Origin of the sequence: Kistimonas asteriae, assembly GCF_018263925.1 — a bacterium.
GTDB lineage: Bacteria > Pseudomonadota > Gammaproteobacteria > Pseudomonadales > Endozoicomonadaceae > Kistimonas > Kistimonas asteriae.
The window spans coordinates 1-25,524 of sequence record NZ_JAEVHF010000012.1 but is presented as its reverse complement, the minus strand read 5'-3'; the positions used below and the strand labels follow the sequence as shown (position 1 = coordinate 25,524).

The window sequence follows — 25,524 nt, the reverse complement described above, 5'->3', positions numbered from 1 at the left end:
AATCAGCCATGACAATCTCACCTTTCCAACAACGGATCACGACCGCCCTGGACGCTGTTCGTCAACAACGCCCCCTGGTACACAACATTACCAACAAGGTGGTCATGAATTTCACCGCCAACGGACTGCTGGCACTGGGCGCTTCTCCGATCATGGCTGATGCCATTGAAGAAACTGTCGACGTGGTTAACCTGGCCAGCGCATTGGTGATCAATATTGGTACGCCCAGCGCCCGTACTGGCATGGTTATGAAATGTGCCGTCAACCATGCCCACAATACAGGCAAACCCTGGGTACTGGATCCCGTAGGCGCGGCAGCCACCCGCTTTCGTCTGGACACGGCGCGCCTGATGCTTGAATATCGCCCCAATGTAGTACGCGCCAATGCGTCTGAAATCCAGGCGCTGTATACCGGCGAACTTGGCGGCAAAGGCGTTGACAGCACGGAAACCCCTGAAGCTGTCGAATCCCTGGCCATGACGGCTGCCCGTGACTGGCAAACCACCATCGCCATCACTGGCGCCACCGACCTGATCACCGACGGTTACAAGCAGGTCCGCCTGCACAATGGTCATCTGATGATGGCCAGCGTCACCGGTACTGGATGCCTGGCCACGGCCCTGACCGGCGCTTTCCTCGCCGTAGAAGGTGATGGACTGACGGCTGTCACGACAGCCCTTTCAGTACTGGGCATTGCGGGAGAGCGGGCTGCAGCGGAAGTCGCCGGCCCCGGCTCTCTGCATGGCAAATTACTGGATGAACTTTACCTTCTGACCCCGGACATACTGAACCAGCATCTCAAATTGGAAGAGCAATAATGCCGTTACCTGAAACACTCCGCCGGATTCCACACCCACCGGTTGCCTGGTTGTTCAAGCCGTTGCATGTCATCCCATGGTCGCTGCGAAACCGGCCACTGGCACAGGCTCTGAATCACACCTTTCGCGAACCATTGTCTGACGGCGATTTTGATTGTCTGGAAGATCACTGGCTGCAGCTGTCAGTGACAGACTTCGGACTGGATTTCTACCTGACCGTCATTGATGAAAAGATCGTACTGGGTTCACCCCGCCCCTGCGATGTCACCATTCGCGGTAACAGCACCGCCTTTCTCGCGCTGGCGTCACGCCGGGAAGACCCTGACACGCTGTTTTTCCAGCGACGACTGGTGATTGAAGGCAATACGGAACTGGGGCTGGCCATCAAAAACATGCTCGACAGCATCGACCTTGACCAGCTTCCCCAGCTGGTCAGGCAACTGCTTCAGACCAGTGACCGCCTGGCATCACTGGCCAGCTAATGACGATACCAGCGCCTTATCAGGACAAGGTGCTGGTCATCCCTGCCTGACCAAACCAGTAACCGTTACATTGATCGACGGACTGCAGCGGTAACCGATCCGACGACATTGTATCCATGGATGCACGGAGTTGCTGCACCAGCTCACCAGTACCGGTTTCACGAGGAGAAATGCGCATGGCCTCTACACCGATCGACGCCATATTTTGCCATTGCGGCAACAGATTGCTGCACAGACCTGACTGTGTCTGTATACCGTTCAGGGTAAAAAGACGCTCCCCTTCCTGGCTGAAGACAGCCAACCCATCCGGGTGGTCAAGACAACGGAACTCGCAGTCGTCCTTGGGCAGATCATACGCTCTGGCAGTAAAACACCGGGCTGACCAGGCCAGTGGCAGATAGCCATAACTAAAGACTTCTGTTGTGAATTTTTCCCTGATACCCAATTCATCAGACTGGGCAAGAATGGCAGCCAACGCCTCACCGGACAGCTCGACCGGCATCACCCAGCGTTGCATACCGGCATCAACCAACTCACGCAGTGTATAGGCGTTATAAATATTGATTGCGGGCCCCGCCACAAAAGACACGCCAGCCTCTGAAAGCAGCTGTATTGCACCGACATCATTGGCCTCAACCAGAAACTCGCCATTGCTGCAGATTTTTCGCAGGGACGCAAGTTCCGACGCCGCTTCCAACAACGTCAGCGTTGACAGCACCACCTCTTTTCCCGCTGCTCTCAGGCTGCGGGCAATCGACAGCCAGTCATCCAAACGCAGTTCGCGACGCTTGGCACAGACCGATTCCCCCAGATAGATGCGATCCACCGGCCAGCCTTCTGCTTCCCGGTAAAAATCCAGTACGGCCTGCTTTTTCCAAAAAGTCAGTACCGGCCCCAATGTAATTTCCATGACAGATCCTTGACCGTGTGATTGAAGGGGCATTACTGCCAGGCCCGCTGATAGGCGCCCAATGTTGTCTGGCTACCTTCTGACAGATGAGCGAGTGAACGCATCCATTCCTCCCTGGGCCGATAACCACCGGGATTATGTCGATAGCTGTCCAGCGCCTCACGCCAGACACGGGTCACTTCCGCGGTATAGGCAGGGCTGCGCTGACGGCCTTCAATCTTCACGGCAGACACCCCCATCTGGGTCAATTCCGGGATCAATGACAGTGTATTCAGGCTCGTGGGCGCCTCCAGTGCATGACAGGTCTTGCCCTGCACTGAAAAGCGTCCTTTGCAGAGAGTGGGATAGCCGGCATTCTCGCCGTCCTGGTAACGGTCAATGAGGACATCATTCAGCCGTGACTCCAGACCTGCAGGCGTTTCTGACCAGCGAACAAAGCGTGCAGGTGAGCAGGCCCCGACAGTATTGGGCGATTCGGCCGTCAGGTAAGATGACAGGTAGCAACGTCCCTCGGACATGATACATAAGCTGCCAAAGGCAAAGACTTCCAGCTCAACAGGGCTCTTCTCCGCCAGTGCCGCCACCTGCTTGACCGAGAGCACCCTTGGCAATACGGCGCGCTTGATACCGAATCGCTGGTGATAAAACGACAGACTGGCAAGGTTGGTGGCCGATGCCTGTACCGACAGGTGCAGCCCAAGATCCGGATGACGATCCTTTGCATAGGAGAGCACGCCCATGTCTGCGGCAATCACAGCACTCACATTCAAATCCGCTGCCATATCGACTGCCCGTTGCCAGCGCGACCAGCCGGCAGGCTGCGGATAGGTATTAATGGCCACCAGGATTTTCACCCCTTTCATCCTGGCGTAGTCAAGCGCCTTGACGGCCTTGCTCTCATTGAAATTCAATCCGGCAAAGTGACGGGCATTGGTGTCGTCACGAAAACCGATGTAAACCGCATCCGCACCGTTATCAACGGCAGCCTTGAGGGCCGGCAGGCTACCGGCAGGGCAAACCAGCTCCATGTTTCACTCCATTATTCTTAAGCCAAACATGGTAGCGGGCTATCCCGGCAGAAACCTTGATCCCTATCAACCACAGGGAATCCAAACACTGACAACCGAAAGAGTGGCATATCAATTGCTTAAGCTTTGATAACGGAATCTGCGCGCTGTAACAAGAGGAAACAAAGAGGAACATAACGGCTACACCAATACGCCGCTTCCACGATTAAAGTCAAAGAAACGTACCGAAAGAGAGAGCAAGGAGCAACCATGGGATTACGAAAGCTATTCAACGCCGATGAACTGTCCAGCCGGCTTGCGGAACACGTCATGGCATCCACAGAAAGCCATGCATGGCGTGAGAGCCTGATACAGGAAGGTATCTTTGAGCACACAGAAATCGGCCAGCTGAGCGAACGGGAACTGGCATTGATTCAACGCACACTGCTCACCACCCGTTTCAGGACCATGAACGAAGATCAACTGCTTCAAGCCATGCAGCAATACAGACTGCCGTGGCGTGTTGACCTCGACACCGAATACTCTGCTGCAGCCGTCGCCTATTGAGCGACGGCCGTCTGCAGTGCAGGATCTAAAGGAAAGGTTTCCATCTCCGAATAACGAGCGCCTTCAGGTGACAGGTCACTGCGGACCAAGGCGATATCCTTGACCGTCAAATGGAAACCCGGCAGGCGCCAGACAGACATGGAGAGACGGTGCGTATCCGCCGGGAATCTTGCCAGCGTAACATGCGGTCTGAAGTGACGGGACTGAGACGGAATGCCTGCGGCGACCGCCAGTTCATCACATAATGCATAAAGCCTTTCCATGACTTTTCCCGAATGCACCATCAGCGCCATAACACGCGGATGGTTCGCGGAAGGAAAATAACTGACCTCCCCAGTCATGCAACGAAAACCATCCACATCCTGCAAAACTTCGTGAAGCCCGCTTGATATTTGCTGCAACTGCTCTTCGGTACAGTGACCAAGAAAACGCAGTGTCAGATGATAATCCTGTGGTGCCACCCAGCGCAGCTTCTCGACCACATCCTCACCAACATGGTGACGGGCCTTTTTATAGAGTGCTGCAGAAACATCCAGAGGCAAACGGTAGGCAATAAACGCCCGCACGTTGCCGGAATTCCCTGCTTTCATATCGTAAACCGCCTGATCGGATCAGCCGCCCCAGTGCTAACGGGCTATCAATAACAGCTGATACACGTTTATAGTTTTTTGCCTGCAGATCAGCCCTGAACCGCTGACGTAAAGTTACTGCTGGTGCACGTATCGGCTCTCTGCCAGTGCACTAAAAAAACGTCGATTGACTTTCAATCCGCCACTTGTCGTTTCTGCAGGCCATGGATATATCCGTTCTGGCATTTTAAAGCGCACAAGGCGCAACGCAAGCCCTGAACGTAAACAATTCAAATTATCATCCAGTATATTGCTGTCAACAAAGGCGACTGGCCGCTGACCAAATTCCCGGTCAGAAACAGGCACCACGACCGCCTGACGAACACCAGGCAGTGCCAGCAGCGCTTTCTCAATCTCTTCCGGCTGAATATTTTCACCGCCAGAAATAAACATGTTGTCTCGTCTTCCAGTCACTACCAACTGTCCGTCATCGGTGAAATAACCCAGATCCCCCGTAGCGAACCAACCCTCATCAAGGGGCAGGTCAAATTGACCTCCACAGTGGTAATACCCTTTGAAGAGTACCTCTCCACGAATCTGAATCTCTCCCTGCTGACTGATTCTGATCTGCCGATGCGGCAAGGGCTGGCCAGAGGTTAACCGCAGGTCATCCAGAAAAACGGGGGAGCCTGTACAGGCTTGTGAACTGGATTCGGTCAGCCCATAACTGGTCAGAATACGAATACCCTGAGTGTTGACGTCCGCTACCAGATCAGACGCTACATAACCACCGCCCATCAAAATGACATTGATCGCTGTGTCTGCCAGCGACACGTGTTCAGCCCGCAATAGTCGATATAACAGAGTATTCACCAGCGACAAGTGTGTCACCGGGAATCGGCTCAATATCTGCGTCATTGCCATTTCCGGCGCCAACACAATGGCTGCACCCGCTAAGAGGCAACGGATGACTATGGCATAGCCCCCAACATGAAAAAGGGGCAAAGACAGCAGCCATGCATCATGGCTGCTCAATGGAATCTGCACCTGCGACCCCAATGCACTGTAGTAATGGTTTCGATAGCAATGGCCGGCCGCCTTTGCCTTGCCTGAACTGCCGGATGTCAGAATAAGATCACACAAATCTTCAGCATCTAACCCTATTTCCTGCAACGTAGTTGGCGAATGATTTGGTGTGATAGCGGGAGGATCCAACAACGTGATTCTGGCAACTCTAGGTAAGGAAAGCCCCTGCGAAGACTCATTTTCTTCAACATAACAGGCATCACAATCCATCGACTCAATCAAATCTTCGAGCTGAGCGGCAGGGAATCGTGGATTCAACGGGCAAAAGACAATACCTGATCTCAGGCATGCCAGCAGCAGCCATAGCATGGTCAGGCTATTACCACTCACGACAGCAAGATGGCTATCTGCCTGCAGACCTGCCGTTATCAGTTGGCGCTGAATAGCAGAAACCTGACTATCCAACTCAGAAAAGGTGATACAGCTATTTTCAAGCCAGACTGCCACAGCATCCGGTGTCAGAATCGCCTGATGCCTCAAGGGGCAACGGTATAGCGCCATACTTCCTCCAACACAGGGTCTTGCCGACTAACAGCCTTTAGCAACAAACCTTCAAATCGTTCGACCGATGATGCACAAAAGGCATTGACCGTATCTAACCCTGGCAATTCATTGGGCGTTTCACGGTGCGCCAGACTAGCCAATTGCCTGATTCCGAGTGGGCTTTCATACGATGAACTGACAATCGCACGCAGATTCGCCGACTTTGCCTGCCGGATGAATTGGTGCGTTTTGACCATTCCACCCGCCAACATGGGCTTGATAACTAAAGCCACCAAGCCGGGAAAGACCGAAAAGCTCCCGCCTGGGACCTGCAGAGATTCATCCAGCGCCAGCGGAAAATGGGTCAACTCACCTAGCTCAGGCAATCGCTGATACTCCGCCAGAGGCTCTTCCAGAAAAGCAATGCGTTCAGCATTGACTGAACGACAGAATCGCACTGCATCAGCAAATCCCCACTGTCGGTTAGCATCCAGACGTATTCGCAGCAATGGTAAACCTTGTTCGCATAAGGCATTCACCACGGCAATGTCATCATCCAATCGCGCCCTGCCAACTTTCAGTTTTATTTCTGAACAGTTTGGCAAACGGGCAAACTGTGCCAGAACCTCATCAGCAGTCCCCATCAACAAAGGACAAACCGCTGTCGCTTTCGGTACGGCATGGAACTGCCCGGCAAGACTTAGGGCTGCACCTTCCACAGCACAGGCCACAGAGGAAAACAGCATTTGATCCGTACAGCTACGAGCTCCCGATTGAATAATAGAATCCAGACAATCTGGCTGACTGAGCAACACCTTAATCACACCCTGTAGCTGCCCTAAGGCATCATCCAGCGATTCATGACTGAACCCCGGGAGTGGCGAACACTCGCCAAAGCCAAACTGACCGTTTCTGGCGTTAAGCTGGAGAATCAACCCTTGTCGTGTTTCAAGCCGATGGCCTTTCAAGGCCAAAGGCTGCCGAAGTGGCAGCCGAAAACGGTAGATCGTTGCCGATTCGAGCAACATCAGGGATTACGGCCAAATTTACTGAAATCCGGCGCCCGTTTCTCCACAAAGGCATTCCGCCCTTCCTGCCCTTCTTCTGACATATAGAAGAGCATCGTCGCATTACCGGCCAGCTCCTGCAGGCCCGCCTGGCCGTCACAGTCCGCATTCAAGGCCGCCTTCAGACAACGTAATGCCATGGGGGAATTCTGCAGCATTTCACGGCACCACTGGACCGTTTCCATCTCCAGCTGTTCCAACGGCACTACGGTATTCACCAACCCCATGTCGAGAGCTGCCTGTGCATCATACTGCCGGCACAGGAACCAGATTTCACGGGCCTTTTTCTGGCCCACCAGACGCGCCATGTAGCTGGCGCCATACCCACCATCAAAGGAGCCTACTTTGGGTCCTGTCTGACCAAAGACGGCATTATCTGCAGCAATGGTCAGGTCACAGAGCATATGCAACACATGCCCACCGCCAATGGCATAACCTGCCACCATCGCCACTACCGGTTTTGGGCAGGTTCTGATCTGACGCTGCAGGTCGAGCACATTGAGATGATGTGTGCCCTGATCATCACGGTAACCGGAGTCACCGCGCACCTTCTGGTCGCCACCGGAACAGAACGCCTTACCGCCAGCGCCGGTCAGGATAATGGTACCGATCTCACTGTCATAACGAGCATCCGTCATGGCGCGTGACATTTCCATCACGGTCAGGGGGCGAAAAGCGTTGTGCACCCGGGGCCGGTTAATCATGATCCGGGCGATGCCTTCCGCCTTGTGATAGAGAATATCCTCATAACCGTCAGAGCAGTCCTGCCAGTCAAGGGCGGGTTTGATCAATACGTCATTCATTAGCTAATTCCGTTCTGTCATGGAGGAGTAAAAGGACAGGATAGTGTCAGCGTAAGCTGTCGGGCAGGCGTGATGGACATTGTGTCCAGCCTGTTCCTGCAGATGTACGGTCATCGTCGGGCATTCGCTGAACTGTTGCCCGATCGCCTGGAATTTGAGGTCACGGTCGCCACAAATGTACAACACCGGAAATGGCAGCCGGCATAACGCATCGTGAAAGCAAGCCTGCCGGGACAAGCTGGTCGCTTCCAGCATATCGGCCAATGTACGTCCTTTATTGTTCCGCCGCTGATCAACCATAATCTGTTGATCGTCTTGTGAGAGACAAGCAAACACAGGCTGCCGATACCAGTCATACAAGACAACATCCAGGGGCTCACAGCGAAATCGTTCTGCCCAATGATGATCATGTTCCTTGCGTGCCTGGCGCTCAGGCTCATGCTTTAAACCGGGATGGGCAGATTCCACGATCAACCCGGATAGCTGCACAGTGTCAGGATGTTCACAGGAGACAGACTGATCAGACTGATAACAGCAGGCATAATGCATCGCTACTCTGCCGCCCAGTGAATAACCGGCCAACCAGAATGAGTGAATGCCGATGTTTTTCAACGTTGTGTCGATCTGGGCACAACAATCATCAAACCCAGAGCCTGCGTCAACAGCCGCACTGCCACCATGCCCGGGCAAATCAACAGCAACACAGAAAAACTGTTGTTTCAGCAAAGAAACAACTGGTGACCAGTCTTCTGTGTTCCCCAAAAAACCATGCAACATGACCAGCGCAGGATTTCGCGGATCACCTTCCGTGCAAAACGCCAGCGTCATCAGAGTTCACTCGCCATGGCAAGTGCACGCCGCAGCATATCAGTGGCTTCAGTAGCAGGTGTTTTTACCTCAATGATTGCCGGCTTTTCAGATGTTGCGGCCTGTTCATAGCACTCAGCAAATGCCTGACATTCGACCGGTGTCTCATAATGGATATCAAACATGGCTGCCGCCTGTTCCGCATTCAAGCCATGGCTGACCTGAAAATAGCGTTTGAACAGATCACCGTCACGGGCAACCGGCAGCATATTGAAAATGCTGCCACCGTCGTTGTTCAGCAATACCAGAGTCACTGAACGATCACGCAATAACGCCAGTGAATTAAGATCATGGAGAAAAGAAAGGTCGCCCAGCAACAATGTCACGTGCCGGCCTGTGGCAGCCACGCCCGCCGCCGTAGCAATCAAACCATCAATGCCGCTGGCGCCACGATTGGTCATGATATCGCCATAGAGGCGGGCATCTGACAGACTGTCGATCAACCGGATCGGCATGCTGTTGCCAATGAACAGGCAGCCTTGTTTACGCTGCTGTTCAACAACATGACGGGAAACCCACATTTCATTGAGCTCTACTTGAAACAGACGAGCCAACGCCTCACGACAGCGAATGCCATAGTCCATCAGCTGAGCATACCAGCCACCCGGCTCACGCCGCCCTGGCAAAGACGCCTCAAGAAAACGACAAAGTTTGGTGATGTTCGCCTGTATACGCAGACTTTGATTACAGGCCGGATCCAGTCGACTGATACCACTATCGACAAAACAATAGTGTTTCCGGCGTCCATTCGCCAACCACTGTGACAATCGTTTACCGACCAGTCGACCACCAAACTGTAACACCGTATCGGCCTGATCAAGCAGTTCACAGACAGAGTCATTGTTCAACAACAGATCAACATGGGGTAAGGATAACGAATGCCCATGCAGATGGGACTGGACGTCCACCAGCAAAGGCCACCCCAGTTTTTCAGCCAGTCTCGCCACGGCCTGTGCGTCATCCGGTGCCAGCTGCCCTGCGACCAATACGCCCTTTGGTGCAAACAAACGATCGACCAGTACCTGGGCTTCATCCGGCAACTGCTGACCTGACAGACAATAGTGCGTCCAGGAACGTTGTGTCTTCATCCAATCTGTCACCGGTGCCATATAGGCTGACCAGTCAGGGTATTGAGGCCCCGGATACAACGGGTCTCGCAAATGCAGGTTGAGATGCACGACTCCCGATGTCCGTGCACGCGTGATCCCCTGATCCAGCGTTGATAACAGCCATTGCGGTGCGATGGCCATATCCGGACAAGGCAGCTGCACCTCCTGCACCGGGTAATGACTGAAAATCGCCGTCTGGTTAATTGTCTGGTTGGCGCCAGTATCCAGTAATTCAGCGGGTCGATCCGCAGAGAGGATAAGCAATGGAATCCCCATCATGGCCGCCTCAATGACCGCCGGGTATAAATTGGCCACAGCGGTTCCTGAGGTCGTAATAATGGCAACCGGTTTACGCGTAGACTTGGCGATGCCCAGCGCAAAAAATCCGAGGCCCCGCTCATCAAAATGCACATGCTTGTTCAGCCGGGTGTGTGCGGCTGCCGCATGGGTTAAGGGGGAATTACGTGATCCCGGTGCGATACAGCAATGTTCTACCCCATTGCGCACCAGCTCTTCCATGATCAACGCACACCAGAGGCTGTTGATATCAGACAACTTACAATTAAAAGCCATTATCCATCCAGTAACGCCAAGGCGGTATTAATTTTGTTATCCAGTTCCTGCCATTCAGTATCCGGCTCTGAGCCGGCAACAATACCAGCCCCGGAATACAGCGAGAGTTTACGTCCACGGAGCAGGCCTGAACGTATAGCCACCGCAAACTCAGTGTCATTCAGCCCCAGGCTGCCGAAAACGCCGCTGTACCAGCCACGGCTATGCGGTTCCAGTGTATGAATCAGGCGTCGTGCTTCATGCCAGGGGCTACCACCGACAGCCGGTGTCGGATGCAGCGTGGTCAACAGGTCATAATCCGTGACCCCCGGACGAATAACGCCTCTGAAACGATGAATCAGATGCTGGATATGCCTGAGCTTGATAACCGACACTTCACGGTCACTTTCCAGACTGTCACAGAGTCCGGCCAACACATCGCGAATATGAGCCAACACCAGCGCATTCTCATGCCGATTCTTGTCATCGTTGATCAGTCGATGTTCAAACGCCTGATCTTCTGAGGCGTCCATCCCCCGCGTCATGGTACCCGCCAGGGCTTCTGTCCAGAGCAGACGCGACTGCCGTCGGAAAAGACGCTCCGGCGACGTACCGAAGAAACAGTCACCACTCTCCACCTGCAGTGCAAATTGGTAGCTACGGGGGTTTTCACTGTGCCAGCGTTGCAGGAAATCCCACAAATGCAGAGGGTGTTCCAACTTCAGACGCACCTCCCGGGAGAGCACCGCTTTATGCAACGTCTGTCCGGCAACCGCTGCCAGTACCTGTTCTACCCCATGGCGCCACTGTTGTTGATCCGGCACACTGTAGCGATCAGCAATGCCAGGCGCCCGGTAACCGCCAGCGTCCTGAACTACGATCCGCGTCGCCTGCCTTTCCAGCCAGCCAGCCGCTTCAAGGCATTTGTTCCGGCTCTCTTCACCACCGGGTAAATACAGATTGCAGGCAATGACGGTTTCGGCGCGCTGCTGTATCAGCTCAAAACGCGGCAAAATAAAGCGACCATACCCAAAGGCACGCCACTGTGCTGACATCTGGTCGGTAAAAGCCATACCTCCGTAGAAGTGGGCACCGGGAATCGCCTGCAACACTTCGCGAGATCGTGCAAAGGTTTCGCCTAACGACTCAGGTCCTGCCAGCGTCAGATCCAGCTCCGGGCAGACACTGGCCACACTGCGGTTTCCGCTGCGCTCAGTCCAGTACAGACGACAGGACGTATCCACCCCGTGTAACCATGCCAGCGGTGCAACCGCAGGTAACGGTTGCTCCATACGATACCAGCCCTGTCTTGTCTGGCACTGTCTGAGTTTGTCAGCCAGTATCCGCATTGACTCGTCGTATGGCAGCATGATCCCTCACGGGGCTAATGGAAAAGGGCGCAATTGTAGGCATCATTACAGGGGGTTACCGATCGGTAATTACCGAAAAACACTATAGCTGCTTCCTGCGGAGAACTTGTCACTGTCAACGACGACAAGAGACAGGGTGTGGTAGAATCGGTCTTTTACTCTTGGACAGGTAAGCTCCATTACATGGCAACCAACGGTGAATCAGCCGCACAATGGCTGAGCGAACACGGTGAAACCACGCCGGTGGAACGGCTTCAGCAAATCCGTGACAACATTGCAGCCAAACTTGAAGACGATATACGGGATGACGAACAGCACGTCGGCCTGCTGGAAGCGCTGGATGTCATGGATAGCTACATCATCAGTAAAGAGGCCCTATCCACGGGCGACAGCCCGATCGACATCGCGCCCGATCTGTCGCCCCTGTGCGACAATAGTGACGCTGCCTCACCCACCCTGCCAGAAGAAGAGAGAAAAAAGCGGTTCAGTGAACTGTTAAAAACAGGCAAACTTCCTCCTGTCATTAGCTGATTCCGTTCAGTCGTTAAGTACGCTCCCAGAAGACTCTATACCGCAACGTAAACCCTTCAGGTTGATGTCATACGTTCATGGTATCAACCCTGCTCTTTATAGAAACATTCAGTCTAGGTATTTCCACCCCCAAAACCGCTACATATACCTACAATTAGTCGGCATAGTGTGATCCGATGGAGGTAACCATGATACGGTTGTATTACCTCACCCAGTCTCTGGCACAAGCCAAGCGCGTAACAGATGATATGTACGCGGAGGGCATCAGTGACTGGCATGTGCATATTATCTGCAAAGATCAAAACAGCCTGACGCATCACCACCTGAATGAAGCTAACCTGCTGGAAGAGCGTGATATTATCCATTCTGGCGAGCAAGGGGCGCTTATTGGCGGCACAGGCGGCCTGCTGGTTTCAACGGTTGCTGGCACGCTGGAGTTACTGCCCTTTACCTTTGCCCTGCCTCAGGTGGCATTACTGACAATTTTCTGTGGCTTGTTTGGCGCATGGTCCGGTGGACTGGCTGGCATGGCAAGGCAAAATTACCGCCTGACACCCTTTAAACACCCCCTCGACCAGGGTGGCTGCCTGATTATGGTTGACCTGTACTCATTCCAGGTACACAAAGTCAAACAACATGTGTTTCGCCATTACCCGGATTTACTGCTCGCAGGCAGCAGCTCATCCATCACGAATCCCTTCAGTAATCGCGTGCCTTTGCACCCGGCATGATCATTGAGAGCTACAACCATGTTCCTGTCCTTAAAAAACAACGGCAAACTGGTCTCCATACTCAAGCCTGAGGAACTCTTCAACCCCTGTGAACCCAACGTGACAGGTTGCATTCAGTGGGGTGAGGATCCCGCCGAGCCCGAGCAGTTCCGGAAAAACAACCTCCGCTTCCTGTCCGGTGAAAGTCTGCCCCGCTGCTGGCTCAACGACCATTACCGTGATGCCGAAGTCCATAAACGCGCACCGCAATCCATCCCGGATTACAGGTAATGCAGAAAACGCAGCACGAAAATACCCACGCTGACCGTCACCATTGACATCAGCGTGGTCAACACCACGATACTCGCTGCCAGCTGGGCATTGCCCCCCATACTGCGGGCCATAACATAACTCGCGACCGCCGTAGGACTGGCAGACAGGAGGAACACGACCCCCAACAGCGTGCCGCGATAACCTAGCCATACTGCGCCCACCACCATCAATCCGGGCAAAACCAGCACTTTCGCCACCGTTGCCCACAATGACAGGCAACTGGCTTCCCGTAATGCTCTGAGACTCAGGGTACCCCCGATACATAACAGCGCCAGCGGCAGGGTAATAGAACTGAAATATTCCCCGACCCGAACCAGGACAGAAGGCAATGGCAACGCCAGGCGGTTGACCAGCAGCCCAGCAACAATGGCCACTATCAACGGGTTGCCAAACAGGTTCCTGGCCAGCCTGGTCCATTGCAGGGATGGTTCCTCGTCATGTCCGCGCTGAGCCCCCACCAGCACCAATACTGACAATACATTGTATAGCGGCACCAGAAATGCCATCAGCAAAGACGCGAGAGATACCCCTTCCTGGCCATACATATTGGCGACAAGCGCCAGCCCGGTAATTGCCAAATTGCCCCGGAAGGCCCCCTGAACAAATACCCCTCGATCCAACGCCGCTGGGGCAATCCGACCAGCCAACAGCCACAAAATACCGACAGAAGCCATCGTCATGACGACGGTGAACAGGATCAGCTGTCGATCCAGCGCCAGCCCCAGGTCCATGCGCACCGTCCCGAGGAACAAAACGGCGGGGAGGCCAAAGTTCACCACTAACCGGGAAGCGGTATCCATAAATGGGCCATCAATAACCTGGAACCGCCTCAGAACCAGTCCCAAAAACATCATGACGAAAATCGGCAGGGTCACCCCTACCGTAAAATCCAGCGCCTCCAGAACCATTCATTGCCCCTAACAACGCCATGTCCAGCCCGGACACACAGGTTTACCCTCAGCCAAAGTAACACCAACAGTACACGTCGCTATGACATCGAATAGCCTACGACAATACAATCAAAAAATATTTGATCCAGACCGCTTCAGAGACTCAAGCTATGTATTGGCAGACCGATATGTCTTCAATCGGAATTTTCGAGCAGCTGGCTTATTCGGTGTGTCATGGCAGTTAGTAATATGCAGATGCCTGACAATGAATAAAAAATCTTGCGCCAACGCCGCGTATTCCGATCCTTTTCATCAATACTGAATACCAATGGATCTGAAATGTATAAGGAACAGGACGTGACCCGCAAGCACTGGCGCCGGCTGAACAGACTGGAAAAACGAATCGGTGATATCGCGCTATGGATTTTTATTGCCACAGCCCTCTATCTTCCCTTTCATATGCTGCAGCAATAATCAGTCTGAGCATCCCCGGCGCGTCCAGGGATGCTCCTCTCTTTAAAACGCTTTCAATGCATCCTCAATAATGGACAGACTCTGGCTGACCTGAGCGTCATTGATGACCAGTGGCGGCGAAAGACGGATAGTATCCCGGTGGGTAGGTTTGGCCAGCAGACCTTTTTCTGCCAGCTTGAGACAGACATCCCAGGCTTCAGCGCCATTCAACGGCTCAATATCGATGGCATTGAGCAACCCTTTGCCCCTGACGCTCCTCAGCATAGGATGCCGGATCTGCGCCAGCCCATCCCTGAAGGCCTGCCCCAGGCGATCGGCATTTTCAGCCAGTTTTTCATCCCGCACCACCTCCATGGCGGCGGTGGCTACACGGCAACCAAGGGGGTTACCACCATAGGTCGAGCCATGCTGCCCCGGCTGGATACAGAGCATCACCTCATCACTGGCCAGAACCGCAGACACCGGCAATACTCCGCCGGAAAGCGCCTTACCCAGAATGAGTACATCGGGACGTACCTGTTCATGATCCACGGCCAGTAACCGACCGGTGCGGGCAATACCGGTCTGTATTTCATCGCCAATAAACAGGACACCGTATTGATCACATAAGGCTCTGACCTGCTGTAGATAACCGTCATCCGGGATAATCACACCGGCTTCACCCTGGATCGGCTCAACCAGAAAACCGGTGACATGGGGCTGACTCAGGGCCTGCTCAAGACTGGCCACATCGTTATAAGGAATGGAAATAAATCCTGGTGTATAGGGGCCGTACTCATTACGGGCATCAGGATCATTGGAGAATGAGATAATGGTCGTCGTCCGACCATGGAAATTTCCATCACAGACCACGATGGTGGCTTTTTCCGGAGGGATTCCCTTGTTCTGGTAGCCCCATTTCCGACAGAGCTTGATGGCGGTTTCAACCGCTTCAGCCCCGGTATTCATTGGCAGCATGCGGTCATAACCAAAAGTCTGACAGAGAAAGGCTTCGAATGGCCCCAGTTCACTGCTGAAAAAAGCCCTGGATGTCAGGGTCAGCTCAGATGCCTGGTCAACCAGCGCCTGGATAATCCTCGGATGACAATGCCCCTGATTGACTGCGGAATAAGCGGAAAGGAAATCAAAATACACCTTGCCGTCAACGTCCCACACCTCTATCCCTTTGCCTTTGGCCAGTACCACGGGCAACGGGTGGTAATTGTGGGCACCATGTTCAGCTTCCAGCTGCATGATGGCATCTGCGGATAATCCCTTCACCATAATCCCCCTCTCCGTCCTGTTACAGCGTCACTTGGAACGCCACGCCAACCACTAGCCCTCTCTAGGATAGTAATGGCATTTATTATGAAGCGCCAAATTCAGGAAGGCAGACCGGCTTAGCCAGATTCGATGTCAGCGCTACCCAAATCCACCAACGGATGCGTTGACAGGCACCCGTCCAGAAGGCTGACCGCCACAATAGCGATCGATGAGAAGGCAAAGCCCGGTATGATTTCATAAAGATCGAACCATCCCCCCGTCAACTGCTTCCAGACGACAACGGTAACACCACCCACCAAAATGCCGGCCAAGGCACCATTACGGGTCATTCGCTTCCAGAACAGACTGATCAACAGGGCAGGACCAAAAGCGGCACCAAACCCGGCCCAGGCATAGGAGACCAGCCCCAGGACATTGCTATCAGGATTCATTGCCAGTAGACAGGCAATGATGGAAATCACAACCACCGAAACCCGTCCTACCTGCAAGACTTCCTGCTGGTTTGCCTCACTGCGAAACATGTCACGATAGAGATCCTCGGCAAACGCTGTCGAACAGACCAGCAGTTGCGAGTCTGCCGTACTCATGATCGCCGCCAGGATTGCCGCCAGCAGGATACCGGCCACCAGCGGATTAAACAGGCTACTGACCAGCAACATAAAGATCTGCTCCGGGTCTTCCAGAATAATCCCGGGGTGTGCATCGACGTAGACCATGCCAGCCAAACCAACCAAAAAGGCACCGAGTATACAAAAGCCTGTCCATGTCACCGCTATTCGCCGCGCTGCCGGCATATCCTCAACCGACTTAATCGCCTTGAAACGTGCCAGAATATGCGGTTGCCCAAAATAACCCAGCCCCCACCCCAGCAATGACAGAATGGTGATCGTGCTGAGTGGATTACCATACACATCCGTCATGATATTCAGCAACTCGGGGTTTTTCATATGCATGGTCGTGACGACATGGCCAATGCCCCCACTGATATCCAAGGCGACCAGCGGCACAATGATCAGTGCGGCGGACATTAACAACCCTTGAACCAGGTCAGTCCAACAGACTGCCAGAAAGCCACCAAACAGGGTATAGGAGATGACGCTGACGGCACCAAGGATCACCGCCCACCGGTAATCCAACCCGAAGGCTGTCTCAAACAGTTTACCTCCGGCGACCAGACCTGAGCTGGTATAGAAAAGGAAAAAGAGCAAGATAAACATCGCAGAGAGGCGTTGGAGCACTTTGCTGCGATCATTGAATCGATTGGAGAAGTATTCCGACAAGGTCAGGGAGTCGCCCAGCGCCTTGCTGTAGACCCTGAGGCGTTTCGCCACAAGCATCCAGTTCAACCAGGTCCCCAGTAACAAGCCCGCCCCCAGCCAGAACGCCTCAAGCCCGGCCATAAAGGCATAACCCGGTAATCCCAGCAGTAACCAGCCGCTCATATCGGACGCACCGGCGCTCAGGGCTGCTGTCCACGGCCCGAGTGAACGCCCCCCAAGGAAGTAGTCTGAGGACGTGGCAGTGCGCCGATAAGCTTCGTAGCCTATTCCCAGCATAACGGTGAAATAGGCAACAAATGTGATAAGAACGGTGGTATTTCCCTGCATACATTAAGCTCCTTTCTGGAGTTTTAGACAATCAATCTGCAGCAAAAGTTTCAGTTGCTGAAATAATGACTATCCAATGTAGTAGCTGTTCTTTGCGGAGGTATGCAGACTGCGGAAATTACTAACAAATCTCGACTATATCGACAAAAGTTCCAGATTTATTGCCAAGACCTGATAATTTGCCTGTATTACGGGCAATACACTTGACGAATGACTAAAGCGATATCATTCATTATTAATCAATACTGATATTCGTTTTTGCGATGAAATCGCCATCCATCATTAGCCACACGTTGATGTGGCATAGTTTTCTGTTAATTACCTATCTGCAGGCCGACACGATGACAGAGACTGCTGACATTCGACTCAACATGATCAGTAAAGCGTTTGTTATATCGCCGGACTCACTCCCTACCGAGGCCTGCCATGCCGCGACACTCACAGAGGTCAAACCGGGCTCATTAATGGCAGCCTGGTTCGGCGGCAGTCAGGAAGGACAGCCAGACGTTCGCATCTGGGGAGCGCACTTTGAAAACGGTCAGTGGCATGCACCGACCCTATTAACTCCGACAACGCCAGACAATAGGGAGGAAGCGCACTGGAACCCTGTACTTTTTAACGATGGCAGCCATTTGCACCTTCACTACAAAGTAGGCAGCTCACCGCGTACCTGGCGGGGATACCATTCCGTGTCCACTGATGGCAAAACCTGGTCAACACCCCAGTCCAATCCTCAAGGCTATCTCGGCCCTATCAGGAACAAGCCAATACAACTCCCCAACAGGCACATCCTTTATCCATCCAGCACTGAACACCAGGGCTGGAAAGTCCATTTTGAGATAGACGATGGTAGCCACCGCCATCAAATACCCGTTGAAGACCCACAGATGCTGGGCGCCATCCAACCCACACTTCTCACCCATCCTGAAGGACACATACAGGCATTATGCAGAACTCATTCCGGCGTTATTGCCGAAACCAGATCTCACGATTCTGGTCTCAGCTGGTCAGCCCTGACAGCCACCCAGCTACCCAACCCCAACTCAGCGCTTGATGCTGTCACATTGCGTAATGGTCACCATCTACTGGTATACAATCCGGTGGTTGCCGGACGCACCCCACTGACTCTTGCTCTCAGTCGTGACGGCAGACACTGGCAACAACTAATGACGCTGGAAGAAGGTGATGGGGAATTTTCCTACCCCGCAGTGATAGAAGACAGTAACGGCACAATACACATTGCCTATACTTGGCAACGTAAGGCCATCCGCCATATTCAGATCAATGTTGTTTCGGCGTCATCGAAGTAACCCATCTAGCTCGACCTCTCTACAGGTCTCACCAGCCTGCTAATACCAATACATCCTCTATGCTATATTTCGAGTATGAATAATGGATGATTCTAAATAACACCATGCACACAGCGCCCAGCTATTCACAACAGCAATTGTTTCCCGCTATCAGCGGCGATTATTTGTTTATTTATTTTATTCCGTTCATAGCCATTGTTTCCGGTTTATGCGCGTATCTGATACCTGACTGGTTTGAATGGATATTGATTGCTGACCTGTGGATCCTCGGTTACCACCATGTCATTTCAACGTTTACGCGAATAGGTTTCGATAAAAAAAGCGCCAGGGAGAACTGGTTTTTCTTAGCCCCTTTACCTTTGATGATCATTGCGGTTGTTTGTTTGATCTATTCATTCACCAATGCTGCACTGATCGGCAGTGTTTACCTCTATTGGCAGTGGTACCACTATTCCCGCCAGAGCGAAGGCGTGGCGAAATCCTACGGCATGAAAGGCCAGTGCAAAGTATTTGCAACGCATTCCGGTCAACGTATTGCATTTTACCTGGTGCCTTTTACCACATTTGTTTACATGATCAGCGCAGGACACAGTCACTTCCTGGGCATTCCCATATGGACAGTTGCCTTGCCAGAAAGCGTCCGCCTGGTATTACTGGCCATCTGTTTTAGCGCAATTATTTACTGGATGATTAACGGCACCCGCGCATTACTCAGGAAAGAGATCACGCCCTTTTACTTCGGTTATGTGCTGACCCACTTTTTTATTTACACGCTTTCTTACGTCGTGATTAATGACATTAACTGCAGCTGGCTCACCATTAATATCTGGCATAACGCACAGTACATTGGATTTGTCTGGTTATTTAACCGCAAACGTTATGCCACCGGCATTGAAAAGGATCACCGTGTGATTTCCTTCCTGAGCCAACCCGGTCGGCTCCTGATCTACCTGGGTGCCTGTTTCACACTATCCACGGTTATCTATTTCAATCTGGAAGCCATTGTTGCTTCAACCACACTGAGCACCGGGCTGCCTCTGGCACTTTTAATATACGCCACTATCAATTTCCATCATTACATCGTGGATTCGCAAATCTGGAAACTGAGAAAACCGGCCATTCAGAAAAACTTACTGGAAACGCAGGGGTAACGACGTCTGGACAGACGGCTTACCCCTTTTTGCATCCTTTCAAACTCAGATTTTTTAACCACCGGCCCCCAATGACAATAGGGTGGCATTTCCGCCAACGGCGGTTGTATTGGTTGACCGGGTACGCTCCGTCACAAATCGAAGCAGATAATGGGGTCCACCCGCTTTAGGCCCCGTCCCTGACAACCCCTGCCCGCCAAATGGCTGCACCCCGACAACGGCGCCTATCTGGTTACGGTTAATATAAACATTCCCCGCTCTGACTCGACGGTCAATATAAGCCGCTGTCGCTTCATTGCGTGTATGAATACCCAGTGTCAGCCCAAAGCCCGTTTCATTAATCTCATCAATCACCCGATCCAGTTCACTCGCCGCATAACGAATGACATGAAGCACCGGGCCAAAGTGTTCTTTATCAAGCTCTTTGATCGACTGTATTTCAAAAGCTACCGGAGCCAGAAAACAGCCATTGTGACAATCAGCAGCCAGTGGTGTTTCAGCCAACAAGACTGCCGATGCCTTCATGCTGTTGACATGCGCTTGTAACTGATCACGCGCTTCAGCATCGATAACAGGACCAATATCCGTTTCATGCAGCACCGGATTACCAACAGCCAACTCAGACATCGCACCTTTCAACAGGTCGATCATTCGATCTGCCACATCCTGCTGCAGATATAACACCCGAAGGGCTGAACAGCGCTGTCCGGCACTGGTAAAGGCAGAATGGACGACATCAATAACCACCTGCTCCGGTAGCGCGGTAGAGTCGACGATCATGGCATTCTGGCCACCCGTCTCAGCGACCAGGGTCGCAATCCCCCCCTCTCTGGCGGCCAGTGAACGGTTAATCTGTTTCGCCGTATCCGTCGAACCGGTGAAAGCCACGCCAGCGACCCGTTCATCCGCTACCAGAGCAGCACCCACGGTGTAACCATCACCGGGCAGGAATTGTATGACATCCTCAGGGACTCCTGCCTCCAGCATTAACTGTACCGCTCGCCAGGCAACCAGGCCGGTCTGTTCTGCGGGTTTGGCGATCACCGTATTACCAGCCACCAGGGCTGCGGTAATCTGCCCTAAAAATATCGCCAGCGGAAAATTCCAGGGGCTGATACAGGCAAACACACCTCTACCCGTCAGATAAAGTTCATCCAGTTCACCGGTCGGACCGGTCATGGCGCTGACAGTAAAACGCTCTCTTGCCTGCAGCGCATAGTAGCGGCAGAAATCAACCGCCTCACGAATTTCGTCAATACTGTCCTGTATGGTCTTCCCGGCTTCACGATGGCACAGAGCCACCAATTCCTGCTGATGAGATTCCAGTAAATCGGCCAGTCGTTCCAGACAGACTGCCCGTTCATCGACGGGTCTATTGCTCCAGGCAGGGAAAGCACTGGCTGCAACCTCAATCGCTTGCTGAACGTTTTGCGTATCCGCCCAATAAATCTCTCCCACTTTTTCCTGCAACTGATAAGGGCACTGCACCGCATGGCAATGACCACTCATGACCCGTTGGCCATTGATAATGGGGGTCGCCGAATACACTGTCTGTAAATAGTCGCTGACGCCTGCCTGAAAGGGTTGCCACTGGGATTCAATATGAATATTGATACCTGCTGAATTAAGGCGGGAATCACCAAAAATGTACGGTGGAAGAGGAATACGCTCATTAGCCAATGACGCGTGACCGCGTAAAACAGTGACGGGATGCTTGACCAAATCCGCAACAGGCGTTTTAGCATCCACCAACCGATGCACAAACGATGTATTAGCGCCATTTTCCAGCAATCGCCTGACCAGATAAGGCAAAAGGTTTTGATGACTACCAACCGGCGCATAAATCCTGACTGTCACTGGCTCCTGCTCCATCAGGGTATTGTAGAGCGCATCGCCCATACCATGCAGGCGTTGGAACTCAAACTGCCGGTGAGAGGCCATGGTTAAAATACTTGCGACAGTATGGGCATTATGGGTAGCAAACTGCGGGTAAAGCAGTCCTGAAACGTTATCGTTTAAAAGAAAACGGGCACAGGCAAGGTAAGAGACATCCGTCGCTTCCTTGCGTGTAAACACCGGGTAATTTGATAGCCCCAACTGTTGCGCCAGCTTGATTTCACTGTCCCAATAAGCCCCTTTTACAAGCCGGACAGGAATGCAGTCACCGACTTCACGAGCCAATGCAGCCATCCAGCAGAGTACCGGCAGTGCACGCTTGGAGTAAGCTTGAACAACCAGGCCAAACTGATTCCATCCTGCCAGGGACGGATGGCGATACAGCTTTTCAAACAGATTCAGTGACAATTCAAGACGATCCGCTTCTTCAGCGTCAATGGTAATCCCGACATTGCTCGCCCGCGCTTTCTGAAGCAATGCCAGCAACGCATCAAAGAGCTCGGTCATTACCCGCTTTTCCTGGGATACTTCATAGCGGGGATGCAACGCTGAGAGCTTGATGGAGATCGTCGGTGAGGGCACATTGCCATCATTATTCTGGCTGTTGCTGATGGTTTCTATTGCCTGGGCATAGGCATCATAATAAAGGCTGGCATCTCTGGCGGTTAGTGCGGCTTCGCCCAGCATATCAAAGGAATAGGTATAGCCTTTTTCCTGATACTCCCGGGCATGCTTCAAGGCTTCCTGAATGGTACGCCCCAATACAAAATGTTTGCCCATGATTTTCATGGCCTGATGCATAGCCTTCCGGATGACAGGCTCACCCAGGCGATTCACCAGACGATTGATCACACCAGCGGGTGATCCATCCACAGAGGCATCCATCGTCACAACCTTGCCGGTCAACATCAGCCCCCAGGTTGAGGCATTGACCAGCAGAGACTCACTCTTTCGCAGATACTGCTCCCAATCCGCCACACTCAGTTTATCGCGGATCAGGGCATCGGCAGTCTGCGCATCCGGTACGCGCATCAGGGCTTCTGCCAGGCACATCAGCAGGATACCCTCGCGGGTATCAAGGCTGTACTGAAGCAACAGCGCATCGATCATCAGTATGGCGTCATCACGACTCCGCACCTGCTCGATTAACCGGGCAGCACGAGCAGATACCGCTGACATTTCCTCTGAAGACGGCTCCGCCAATGCCATCAGATGTGAAAGCCACTCGGATTCATCCAGCCCGTAACAACCGGATATAGTCGCTTTCAGCGCATCTGAGCCCTGCTGGAGAAATTCTGGCGTAAGGACGTCTTCTGTTTGATACATACTGTTGCTTACCCCGGGTCAATGAGTCCACTCTGGCTCCTGCGAGAACCAGCCCTTATCTAAGATGGTTATATATTCAACCGCCTAATTATTCTAGAAAACTCTTACAGATGGCGCTGTACAAGTTTGGCTTATCGATACCTGCTCTACGTACAGGTTCTGTTCAATAACCTTATTGTCCATTATGCTAACCAAAAATTACCTATCCAATGTATACAATTGGACAGTCATATCCATACGTTGGTTCTGAAAAAAAGAATAAAAAATAGCAATGAAAGCGTCGATCAACATTCTGCTCCTGTGCCAAATTCTCAGCTTTTCGCCATCACTGATCGCATGGGAACTGGTCAAGGAGCAAGAAGGCATCTCGGTTTACACCAAAGATGTTGAAGACTCACCCCTTAAGGCATTCAGGGCAGTCACCACGGTCGACAGTACACTGACCGCACTCGTTGCTTTGCTGGAAGATACTCAGGCAGGGCCAGACTGGTTATATAGCTGTCTTTCACTGAAACGGGTTCACAGCGATTCGCCAACACAAGCGTACAACTACACCATCAATGACCTTCCCTGGCCTGTCCAAGACCGGGATGCCATCATTTACAGTGAACTGAAACAGGATCCGCAAACGCAGACTGTGCGGATTACCATGAAGGGACTCCCCCATTACCTCCCTGAAAAAAATGATTATGTCCGTGTTCCTTACTTAACCGGCGAATGGGCCATTGTCCCCATTAAAAACCAGACAATGGAAATTAGTTATACCGCACACATTGAACCCGGCGGCAATATCCCTGACTGGCTGGTCAACACCCTGTTGGTAGACACCCCCCTTAAAACCTTTATACAAATGAAAAAACTATTACCACAGAAAAAATATCAACTAGCTAAACGCACTTATATCCAATCCCCTAGTCACATTCAAACGACTGCCGGGGAAACGCTTTTCCCCGGCAATAACCAATAATCAATATGTTTGTGATTGATTAACGATTCACCATTTCGATCTCAACCCGTCTGTTTTTCATACGCCCCTCGAGTGTTGCGTTATCCGCAATAGGGTCTTTCGGACCCATACCGAGCGTAGTCAAACGTTGACTCTTCACACCTTGACGAACCAGATAGTTCATCACGGAATCGGCTCGCTGTTTGGAAAGCCAGACATTGTACGTCGCATTACCTGTCGTATCGGTATAACCGACCAGTTGATAATGTGTATCCGGGTATTTCTTCAGGTAAGCCGCTTCCTTATCAAGAATCGTTTTAGCCTGATCGGTCAAGTCACTGGAATTGAACTTGAATGTCACATCATGGAGCACGCGCTCTGGCGGCACCGGGCAGCCATATTCATCAACATGAACACCGGGAGGTGTATTCAGGCAACGATCACGCTTGTCCATCACACCATCTTTATCAGCGTCCTTATCAACAACAATCGGACAGCCATACTGATCGACCGGGACACCTGCCGGTGTGTTCTTACAGCGATCACGGGTGTCAGCAACACCGTCTCGATCATAATCAGTCACTTTAGGCTCTTCATTACCACTTAACGCGCAGATAAGGCTACCGATCAGGGCGCCACCTACAGCACCCCACGTAGCGGCTTCCTTATCAGACATCGCGCCGCCGGCACCGCCCACTGTCGCGCCCGCTATGGCACATTGCCACCATGATTGCTTTGTTGATGTTGTCGAGCAGCCGGCAATACTGGCGGCAAGGAGTACTAGCGCCATACGGCCGCTTATAGACTTCAAACTCATAGCTTACTCCGCCTGTTTAGGATTTCAGCATGAGCAAGTGTAGGCAGTGATAGTAAAAGTGTCGTATGAATCGGGGGGGAAATACATGGCCGAAGGTAAGGCGACTAAACCGACAGCATGATTTGCAGTTTTTACTTGAATGAATCGATCGAATTTAATGTTATTGGCAATAAAAAAAGCCCTGAAGATATCTTCAGGGCTTTTATCTGGAGCTCTTGGGCGGATTTGAACCGCCGACCTCACCCTTACCAAGGGTGTGCTCTACCAACTGAGCTACAAGAGCATCGCTTTTTGATCGATCAATACCAGATATACTGATCAAAATTTAAAGCCTGGCGATGACCTACTCTCACATGGGGAGACCCCACACTACCATCGGCGATGTATCGTTTCACTGCTGAGTTCGGGATGGGATCAGGTGGGGCCAATACTCTATGGTCGCCAGACAAAACGGGTTGAGATCATGATACGTTTACTGGTTTGTTAACGTTTCATGCTCTCCGGAATCTGACCGCCAGGGATGGCGGGAATGTCAAAAATGCATGGAGCATTTTTTGACGGATTATTTACTGTGCTACAC

The 25,524-nt window shown here is 52.4% G+C and carries 24 protein-coding genes, 1 tRNA gene and 1 rRNA gene; 10 read left to right on the top strand and 16 right to left on the bottom strand.

What is annotated here, in order from left to right; translation table 11 throughout:
* Positions 1 to 8: 8 nt before the first annotated feature.
* Both thiM and ubiT read left to right on the top strand, forming a co-directional pair.
* A complete protein-coding gene (gene thiM / locus KHS78_RS14005) occupies positions 9 to 818 on the top strand; it encodes a hydroxyethylthiazole kinase (RefSeq protein WP_211829097.1) in 810 nt (269 codons plus the stop codon).
* Entirely contained in the window at positions 818 to 1,300 is a 483-nt protein-coding gene (gene ubiT, locus KHS78_RS14000) for a ubiquinone anaerobic biosynthesis accessory factor UbiT (protein ID WP_211829096.1), read from the top strand. Before thiM ends, ubiT begins: the two co-directional genes overlap by 1 nt.
* A 19-nt stretch (positions 1,301 to 1,319) precedes the next feature.
* On the opposite strand, the gene KHS78_RS13995 is transcribed toward ubiT, so the two are convergent.
* Positions 1,320 to 2,210: a U32 family peptidase gene (locus tag KHS78_RS13995; protein ID WP_211829095.1), complete on the bottom strand. Its 891-nt coding sequence runs from the start codon at positions 2,208 to 2,210 to the stop codon at positions 1,320 to 1,322.
* 32 nt (positions 2,211 to 2,242) lie between these two features.
* Positions 2,243 to 3,238: a ubiquinone anaerobic biosynthesis protein UbiU gene (ubiU, locus tag KHS78_RS13990; protein WP_211829094.1), complete on the bottom strand. Its 996-nt coding sequence runs from the start codon at positions 3,236 to 3,238 to the stop codon at positions 2,243 to 2,245.
* A gap of 249 nt (positions 3,239 to 3,487) precedes the next feature.
* Between ubiU and KHS78_RS13985 the strand changes: the two genes are divergently transcribed.
* A complete protein-coding gene (locus tag KHS78_RS13985) occupies positions 3,488 to 3,784 on the top strand; it encodes a hypothetical protein (protein ID WP_211829093.1) in 297 nt (98 codons plus the stop codon).
* Here the strand turns inward: KHS78_RS13985 and thpR are convergent.
* The 7 genes from thpR to KHS78_RS13950 form a co-directional block, all read right to left on the bottom strand.
* On the bottom strand, positions 3,778 to 4,374 hold the full coding sequence (thpR, locus tag KHS78_RS13980; protein WP_211829092.1) for an RNA 2',3'-cyclic phosphodiesterase: 597 nt from the start codon (positions 4,372 to 4,374) through the stop codon (positions 3,778 to 3,780). The genes KHS78_RS13985 and thpR overlap by 7 nt on opposite strands.
* A gap of 114 nt (positions 4,375 to 4,488) precedes the next feature.
* Positions 4,489 to 5,940 carry an o-succinylbenzoate--CoA ligase gene (menE, locus tag KHS78_RS13975; RefSeq protein WP_211829091.1) on the bottom strand — a complete coding sequence of 484 codons (1,452 nt, stop codon included), beginning with the start codon at positions 5,938 to 5,940 and terminating at the stop codon, positions 4,489 to 4,491.
* On the bottom strand, positions 5,916 to 6,950 hold the full coding sequence (gene menC, locus KHS78_RS13970; RefSeq protein ID WP_211829090.1) for an o-succinylbenzoate synthase: 1,035 nt from the start codon (positions 6,948 to 6,950) through the stop codon (positions 5,916 to 5,918). The genes menE and menC overlap by 25 nt, the downstream gene beginning before the upstream one ends.
* Positions 6,950 to 7,792, bottom strand: coding sequence for a 1,4-dihydroxy-2-naphthoyl-CoA synthase (gene menB, locus KHS78_RS13965; protein WP_211829089.1), 843 nt, complete (start codon positions 7,790 to 7,792; stop codon positions 6,950 to 6,952). The genes menC and menB overlap by 1 nt, the downstream gene beginning before the upstream one ends.
* A gap of 3 nt (positions 7,793 to 7,795) precedes the next feature.
* Positions 7,796 to 8,620: a 2-succinyl-6-hydroxy-2,4-cyclohexadiene-1-carboxylate synthase gene (gene menH, locus KHS78_RS13960; protein ID WP_211829088.1), complete on the bottom strand. Its 825-nt coding sequence runs from the start codon at positions 8,618 to 8,620 to the stop codon at positions 7,796 to 7,798.
* Entirely contained in the window at positions 8,620 to 10,341 is a 1,722-nt protein-coding gene (menD, locus tag KHS78_RS13955; protein ID WP_211829087.1) for a 2-succinyl-5-enolpyruvyl-6-hydroxy-3-cyclohexene-1-carboxylic-acid synthase, read from the bottom strand. Before menD ends, menH begins: the two co-directional genes overlap by 1 nt.
* Complete coding sequence (locus KHS78_RS13950) at positions 10,341 to 11,690, bottom strand: isochorismate synthase (RefSeq protein WP_211829086.1); 1,350 nt, start codon at positions 11,688 to 11,690, stop codon at positions 10,341 to 10,343. Before KHS78_RS13950 ends, menD begins: the two co-directional genes overlap by 1 nt.
* Before the next feature lie 183 nt (positions 11,691 to 11,873).
* On the opposite strand from KHS78_RS13950, the gene KHS78_RS13945 reads away from it, so the two are divergent.
* From KHS78_RS13945 to KHS78_RS13935, 3 genes are all read left to right on the top strand, one after another.
* Positions 11,874 to 12,221, top strand: a complete 348-nt coding sequence (locus tag KHS78_RS13945) for a hypothetical protein (protein ID WP_211829085.1) — start codon at positions 11,874 to 11,876, stop codon at positions 12,219 to 12,221.
* Positions 12,222 to 12,409: 188 nt separating this feature from the next.
* Entirely contained in the window at positions 12,410 to 12,952 is a 543-nt protein-coding gene (locus KHS78_RS13940; protein WP_211829084.1) for a hypothetical protein, read from the top strand.
* Positions 12,953 to 12,970: 18 nt separating this feature from the next.
* Positions 12,971 to 13,222 (top strand): acetyltransferase, encoded by a 252-nt coding sequence (locus KHS78_RS13935; protein WP_211829083.1) that lies wholly within the window; start codon positions 12,971 to 12,973, stop codon positions 13,220 to 13,222.
* Here KHS78_RS13935 and KHS78_RS13930 read toward each other — a convergent pair.
* Positions 13,213 to 14,172, bottom strand: coding sequence for an AEC family transporter (locus KHS78_RS13930; RefSeq protein ID WP_211829082.1), 960 nt, complete (start codon positions 14,170 to 14,172; stop codon positions 13,213 to 13,215). The genes KHS78_RS13935 and KHS78_RS13930 overlap by 10 nt on opposite strands.
* 321 nt (positions 14,173 to 14,493) lie before the next feature.
* Here KHS78_RS13930 and KHS78_RS22490 point away from each other — a divergent pair, with 321 nt between their 5' ends.
* Positions 14,494 to 14,628, top strand: a complete 135-nt coding sequence (locus KHS78_RS22490) for a hypothetical protein (RefSeq protein WP_281417076.1) — start codon at positions 14,494 to 14,496, stop codon at positions 14,626 to 14,628.
* Positions 14,629 to 14,670: 42 nt separating this feature from the next.
* Here KHS78_RS22490 and rocD read toward each other — a convergent pair whose 3' ends face one another.
* The gene (gene rocD / locus KHS78_RS13925; protein ID WP_211829081.1) at positions 14,671 to 15,891 is read right to left on the bottom strand and encodes an ornithine--oxo-acid transaminase; all 1,221 of its coding nucleotides are present in this window, start codon (positions 15,889 to 15,891) and stop codon (positions 14,671 to 14,673) included.
* A 116-nt stretch (positions 15,892 to 16,007) separates the two neighbouring features.
* Positions 16,008 to 17,498, bottom strand: coding sequence for a sodium/proline symporter PutP (gene putP, locus KHS78_RS13920; protein WP_211829080.1), 1,491 nt, complete (start codon positions 17,496 to 17,498; stop codon positions 16,008 to 16,010).
* 341 nt (positions 17,499 to 17,839) lie between these two features.
* Here putP and KHS78_RS13915 point away from each other — a divergent pair, with 341 nt between their 5' ends.
* Together KHS78_RS13915 and KHS78_RS13910 are read left to right on the top strand one after the other, a co-directional pair.
* Positions 17,840 to 18,808, top strand: coding sequence for a sialidase family protein (locus KHS78_RS13915; RefSeq protein ID WP_211829079.1), 969 nt, complete (start codon positions 17,840 to 17,842; stop codon positions 18,806 to 18,808).
* A gap of 86 nt (positions 18,809 to 18,894) precedes the next feature.
* Positions 18,895 to 19,959, top strand: a complete 1,065-nt coding sequence (locus KHS78_RS13910; RefSeq protein WP_211829078.1) for a hypothetical protein — start codon at positions 18,895 to 18,897, stop codon at positions 19,957 to 19,959.
* Between the two features lie 54 nt (positions 19,960 to 20,013).
* On the opposite strand, the gene putA is transcribed toward KHS78_RS13910, so the two are convergent.
* On the bottom strand, positions 20,014 to 23,181 hold the full coding sequence (putA, locus tag KHS78_RS13905; protein ID WP_211829077.1) for a bifunctional proline dehydrogenase/L-glutamate gamma-semialdehyde dehydrogenase PutA: 3,168 nt from the start codon (positions 23,179 to 23,181) through the stop codon (positions 20,014 to 20,016).
* A 271-nt stretch (positions 23,182 to 23,452) separates the two neighbouring features.
* Here putA and KHS78_RS13900 point away from each other — a divergent pair, with 271 nt between their 5' ends.
* The gene (locus KHS78_RS13900; RefSeq protein ID WP_211829076.1) at positions 23,453 to 24,148 is read left to right on the top strand and encodes an START domain-containing protein; all 696 of its coding nucleotides are present in this window, start codon (positions 23,453 to 23,455) and stop codon (positions 24,146 to 24,148) included.
* Positions 24,149 to 24,167: 19 nt separating this feature from the next.
* Here KHS78_RS13900 and KHS78_RS13895 read toward each other — a convergent pair whose 3' ends face one another.
* The 3 genes from KHS78_RS13895 to rrf all read right to left on the bottom strand — a co-directional run bounded on the left by KHS78_RS13895 (position 24,168) and on the right by rrf (position 25,390).
* A complete protein-coding gene (locus KHS78_RS13895; RefSeq protein WP_211829075.1) occupies positions 24,168 to 24,944 on the bottom strand; it encodes an OmpA family protein in 777 nt (258 codons plus the stop codon).
* 207 nt (positions 24,945 to 25,151) lie between these two features.
* A tRNA-Thr gene (locus KHS78_RS13890) sits at positions 25,152 to 25,227 on the bottom strand.
* Between the two features lie 47 nt (positions 25,228 to 25,274).
* Positions 25,275 to 25,390 (bottom strand): 5S ribosomal RNA (gene rrf / locus KHS78_RS13885).
* Between the last annotated feature and the right edge of the window lie 134 nt (positions 25,391 to 25,524).

Coding starts and splice junctions, on each gene's coding strand:
- KHS78_RS13995 (WP_211829095.1), bottom strand. CDS start 2,210: ATGGAAATTACATTGGGGCCGGTACTGACTTTTTGGAAAAAGCAGGCC.
- menH (WP_211829088.1), bottom strand. CDS start 8,620: ATGACGCTGGCGTTTTGCACGGAAGGTGATCCGCGAAATCCTGCGCTG.
- thiM (WP_211829097.1), top strand. CDS start 9: ATGACAATCTCACCTTTCCAACAACGGATCACGACCGCCCTGGACGCT.
- thpR (WP_211829092.1), bottom strand. CDS start 4,374: ATGAAAGCAGGGAATTCCGGCAACGTGCGGGCGTTTATTGCCTACCGT.
- KHS78_RS13985 (WP_211829093.1), top strand. CDS start 3,488: ATGGGATTACGAAAGCTATTCAACGCCGATGAACTGTCCAGCCGGCTT.
- putA (WP_211829077.1), bottom strand. CDS start 23,181: ATGTATCAAACAGAAGACGTCCTTACGCCAGAATTTCTCCAGCAGGGC.
- menC (WP_211829090.1), bottom strand. CDS start 6,950: ATGTTGCTCGAATCGGCAACGATCTACCGTTTTCGGCTGCCACTTCGG.
- KHS78_RS13895 (WP_211829075.1), bottom strand. CDS start 24,944: ATGAGTTTGAAGTCTATAAGCGGCCGTATGGCGCTAGTACTCCTTGCC.
- putP (WP_211829080.1), bottom strand. CDS start 17,498: ATGCAGGGAAATACCACCGTTCTTATCACATTTGTTGCCTATTTCACC.
- ubiU (WP_211829094.1), bottom strand. CDS start 3,238: ATGGAGCTGGTTTGCCCTGCCGGTAGCCTGCCGGCCCTCAAGGCTGCC.
- KHS78_RS13900 (WP_211829076.1), top strand. CDS start 23,453: ATGAAAGCGTCGATCAACATTCTGCTCCTGTGCCAAATTCTCAGCTTT.
- KHS78_RS13930 (WP_211829082.1), bottom strand. CDS start 14,172: ATGGTTCTGGAGGCGCTGGATTTTACGGTAGGGGTGACCCTGCCGATT.
- KHS78_RS13935 (WP_211829083.1), top strand. CDS start 12,971: ATGTTCCTGTCCTTAAAAAACAACGGCAAACTGGTCTCCATACTCAAG.
- rocD (WP_211829081.1), bottom strand. CDS start 15,891: ATGGTGAAGGGATTATCCGCAGATGCCATCATGCAGCTGGAAGCTGAA.
- KHS78_RS13910 (WP_211829078.1), top strand. CDS start 18,895: ATGATTCTAAATAACACCATGCACACAGCGCCCAGCTATTCACAACAG.
- KHS78_RS13915 (WP_211829079.1), top strand. CDS start 17,840: ATGACAGAGACTGCTGACATTCGACTCAACATGATCAGTAAAGCGTTT.
- menB (WP_211829089.1), bottom strand. CDS start 7,792: ATGAATGACGTATTGATCAAACCCGCCCTTGACTGGCAGGACTGCTCT.
- KHS78_RS13950 (WP_211829086.1), bottom strand. CDS start 11,690: ATGCTGCCATACGACGAGTCAATGCGGATACTGGCTGACAAACTCAGA.
- menD (WP_211829087.1), bottom strand. CDS start 10,341: ATGGCTTTTAATTGTAAGTTGTCTGATATCAACAGCCTCTGGTGTGCG.
- KHS78_RS13940 (WP_211829084.1), top strand. CDS start 12,410: ATGATACGGTTGTATTACCTCACCCAGTCTCTGGCACAAGCCAAGCGC.
- ubiT (WP_211829096.1), top strand. CDS start 818: ATGCCGTTACCTGAAACACTCCGCCGGATTCCACACCCACCGGTTGCC.
- menE (WP_211829091.1), bottom strand. CDS start 5,940: ATGGCGCTATACCGTTGCCCCTTGAGGCATCAGGCGATTCTGACACCG.
- KHS78_RS13945 (WP_211829085.1), top strand. CDS start 11,874: ATGGCAACCAACGGTGAATCAGCCGCACAATGGCTGAGCGAACACGGT.
- KHS78_RS22490 (WP_281417076.1), top strand. CDS start 14,494: ATGTATAAGGAACAGGACGTGACCCGCAAGCACTGGCGCCGGCTGAAC.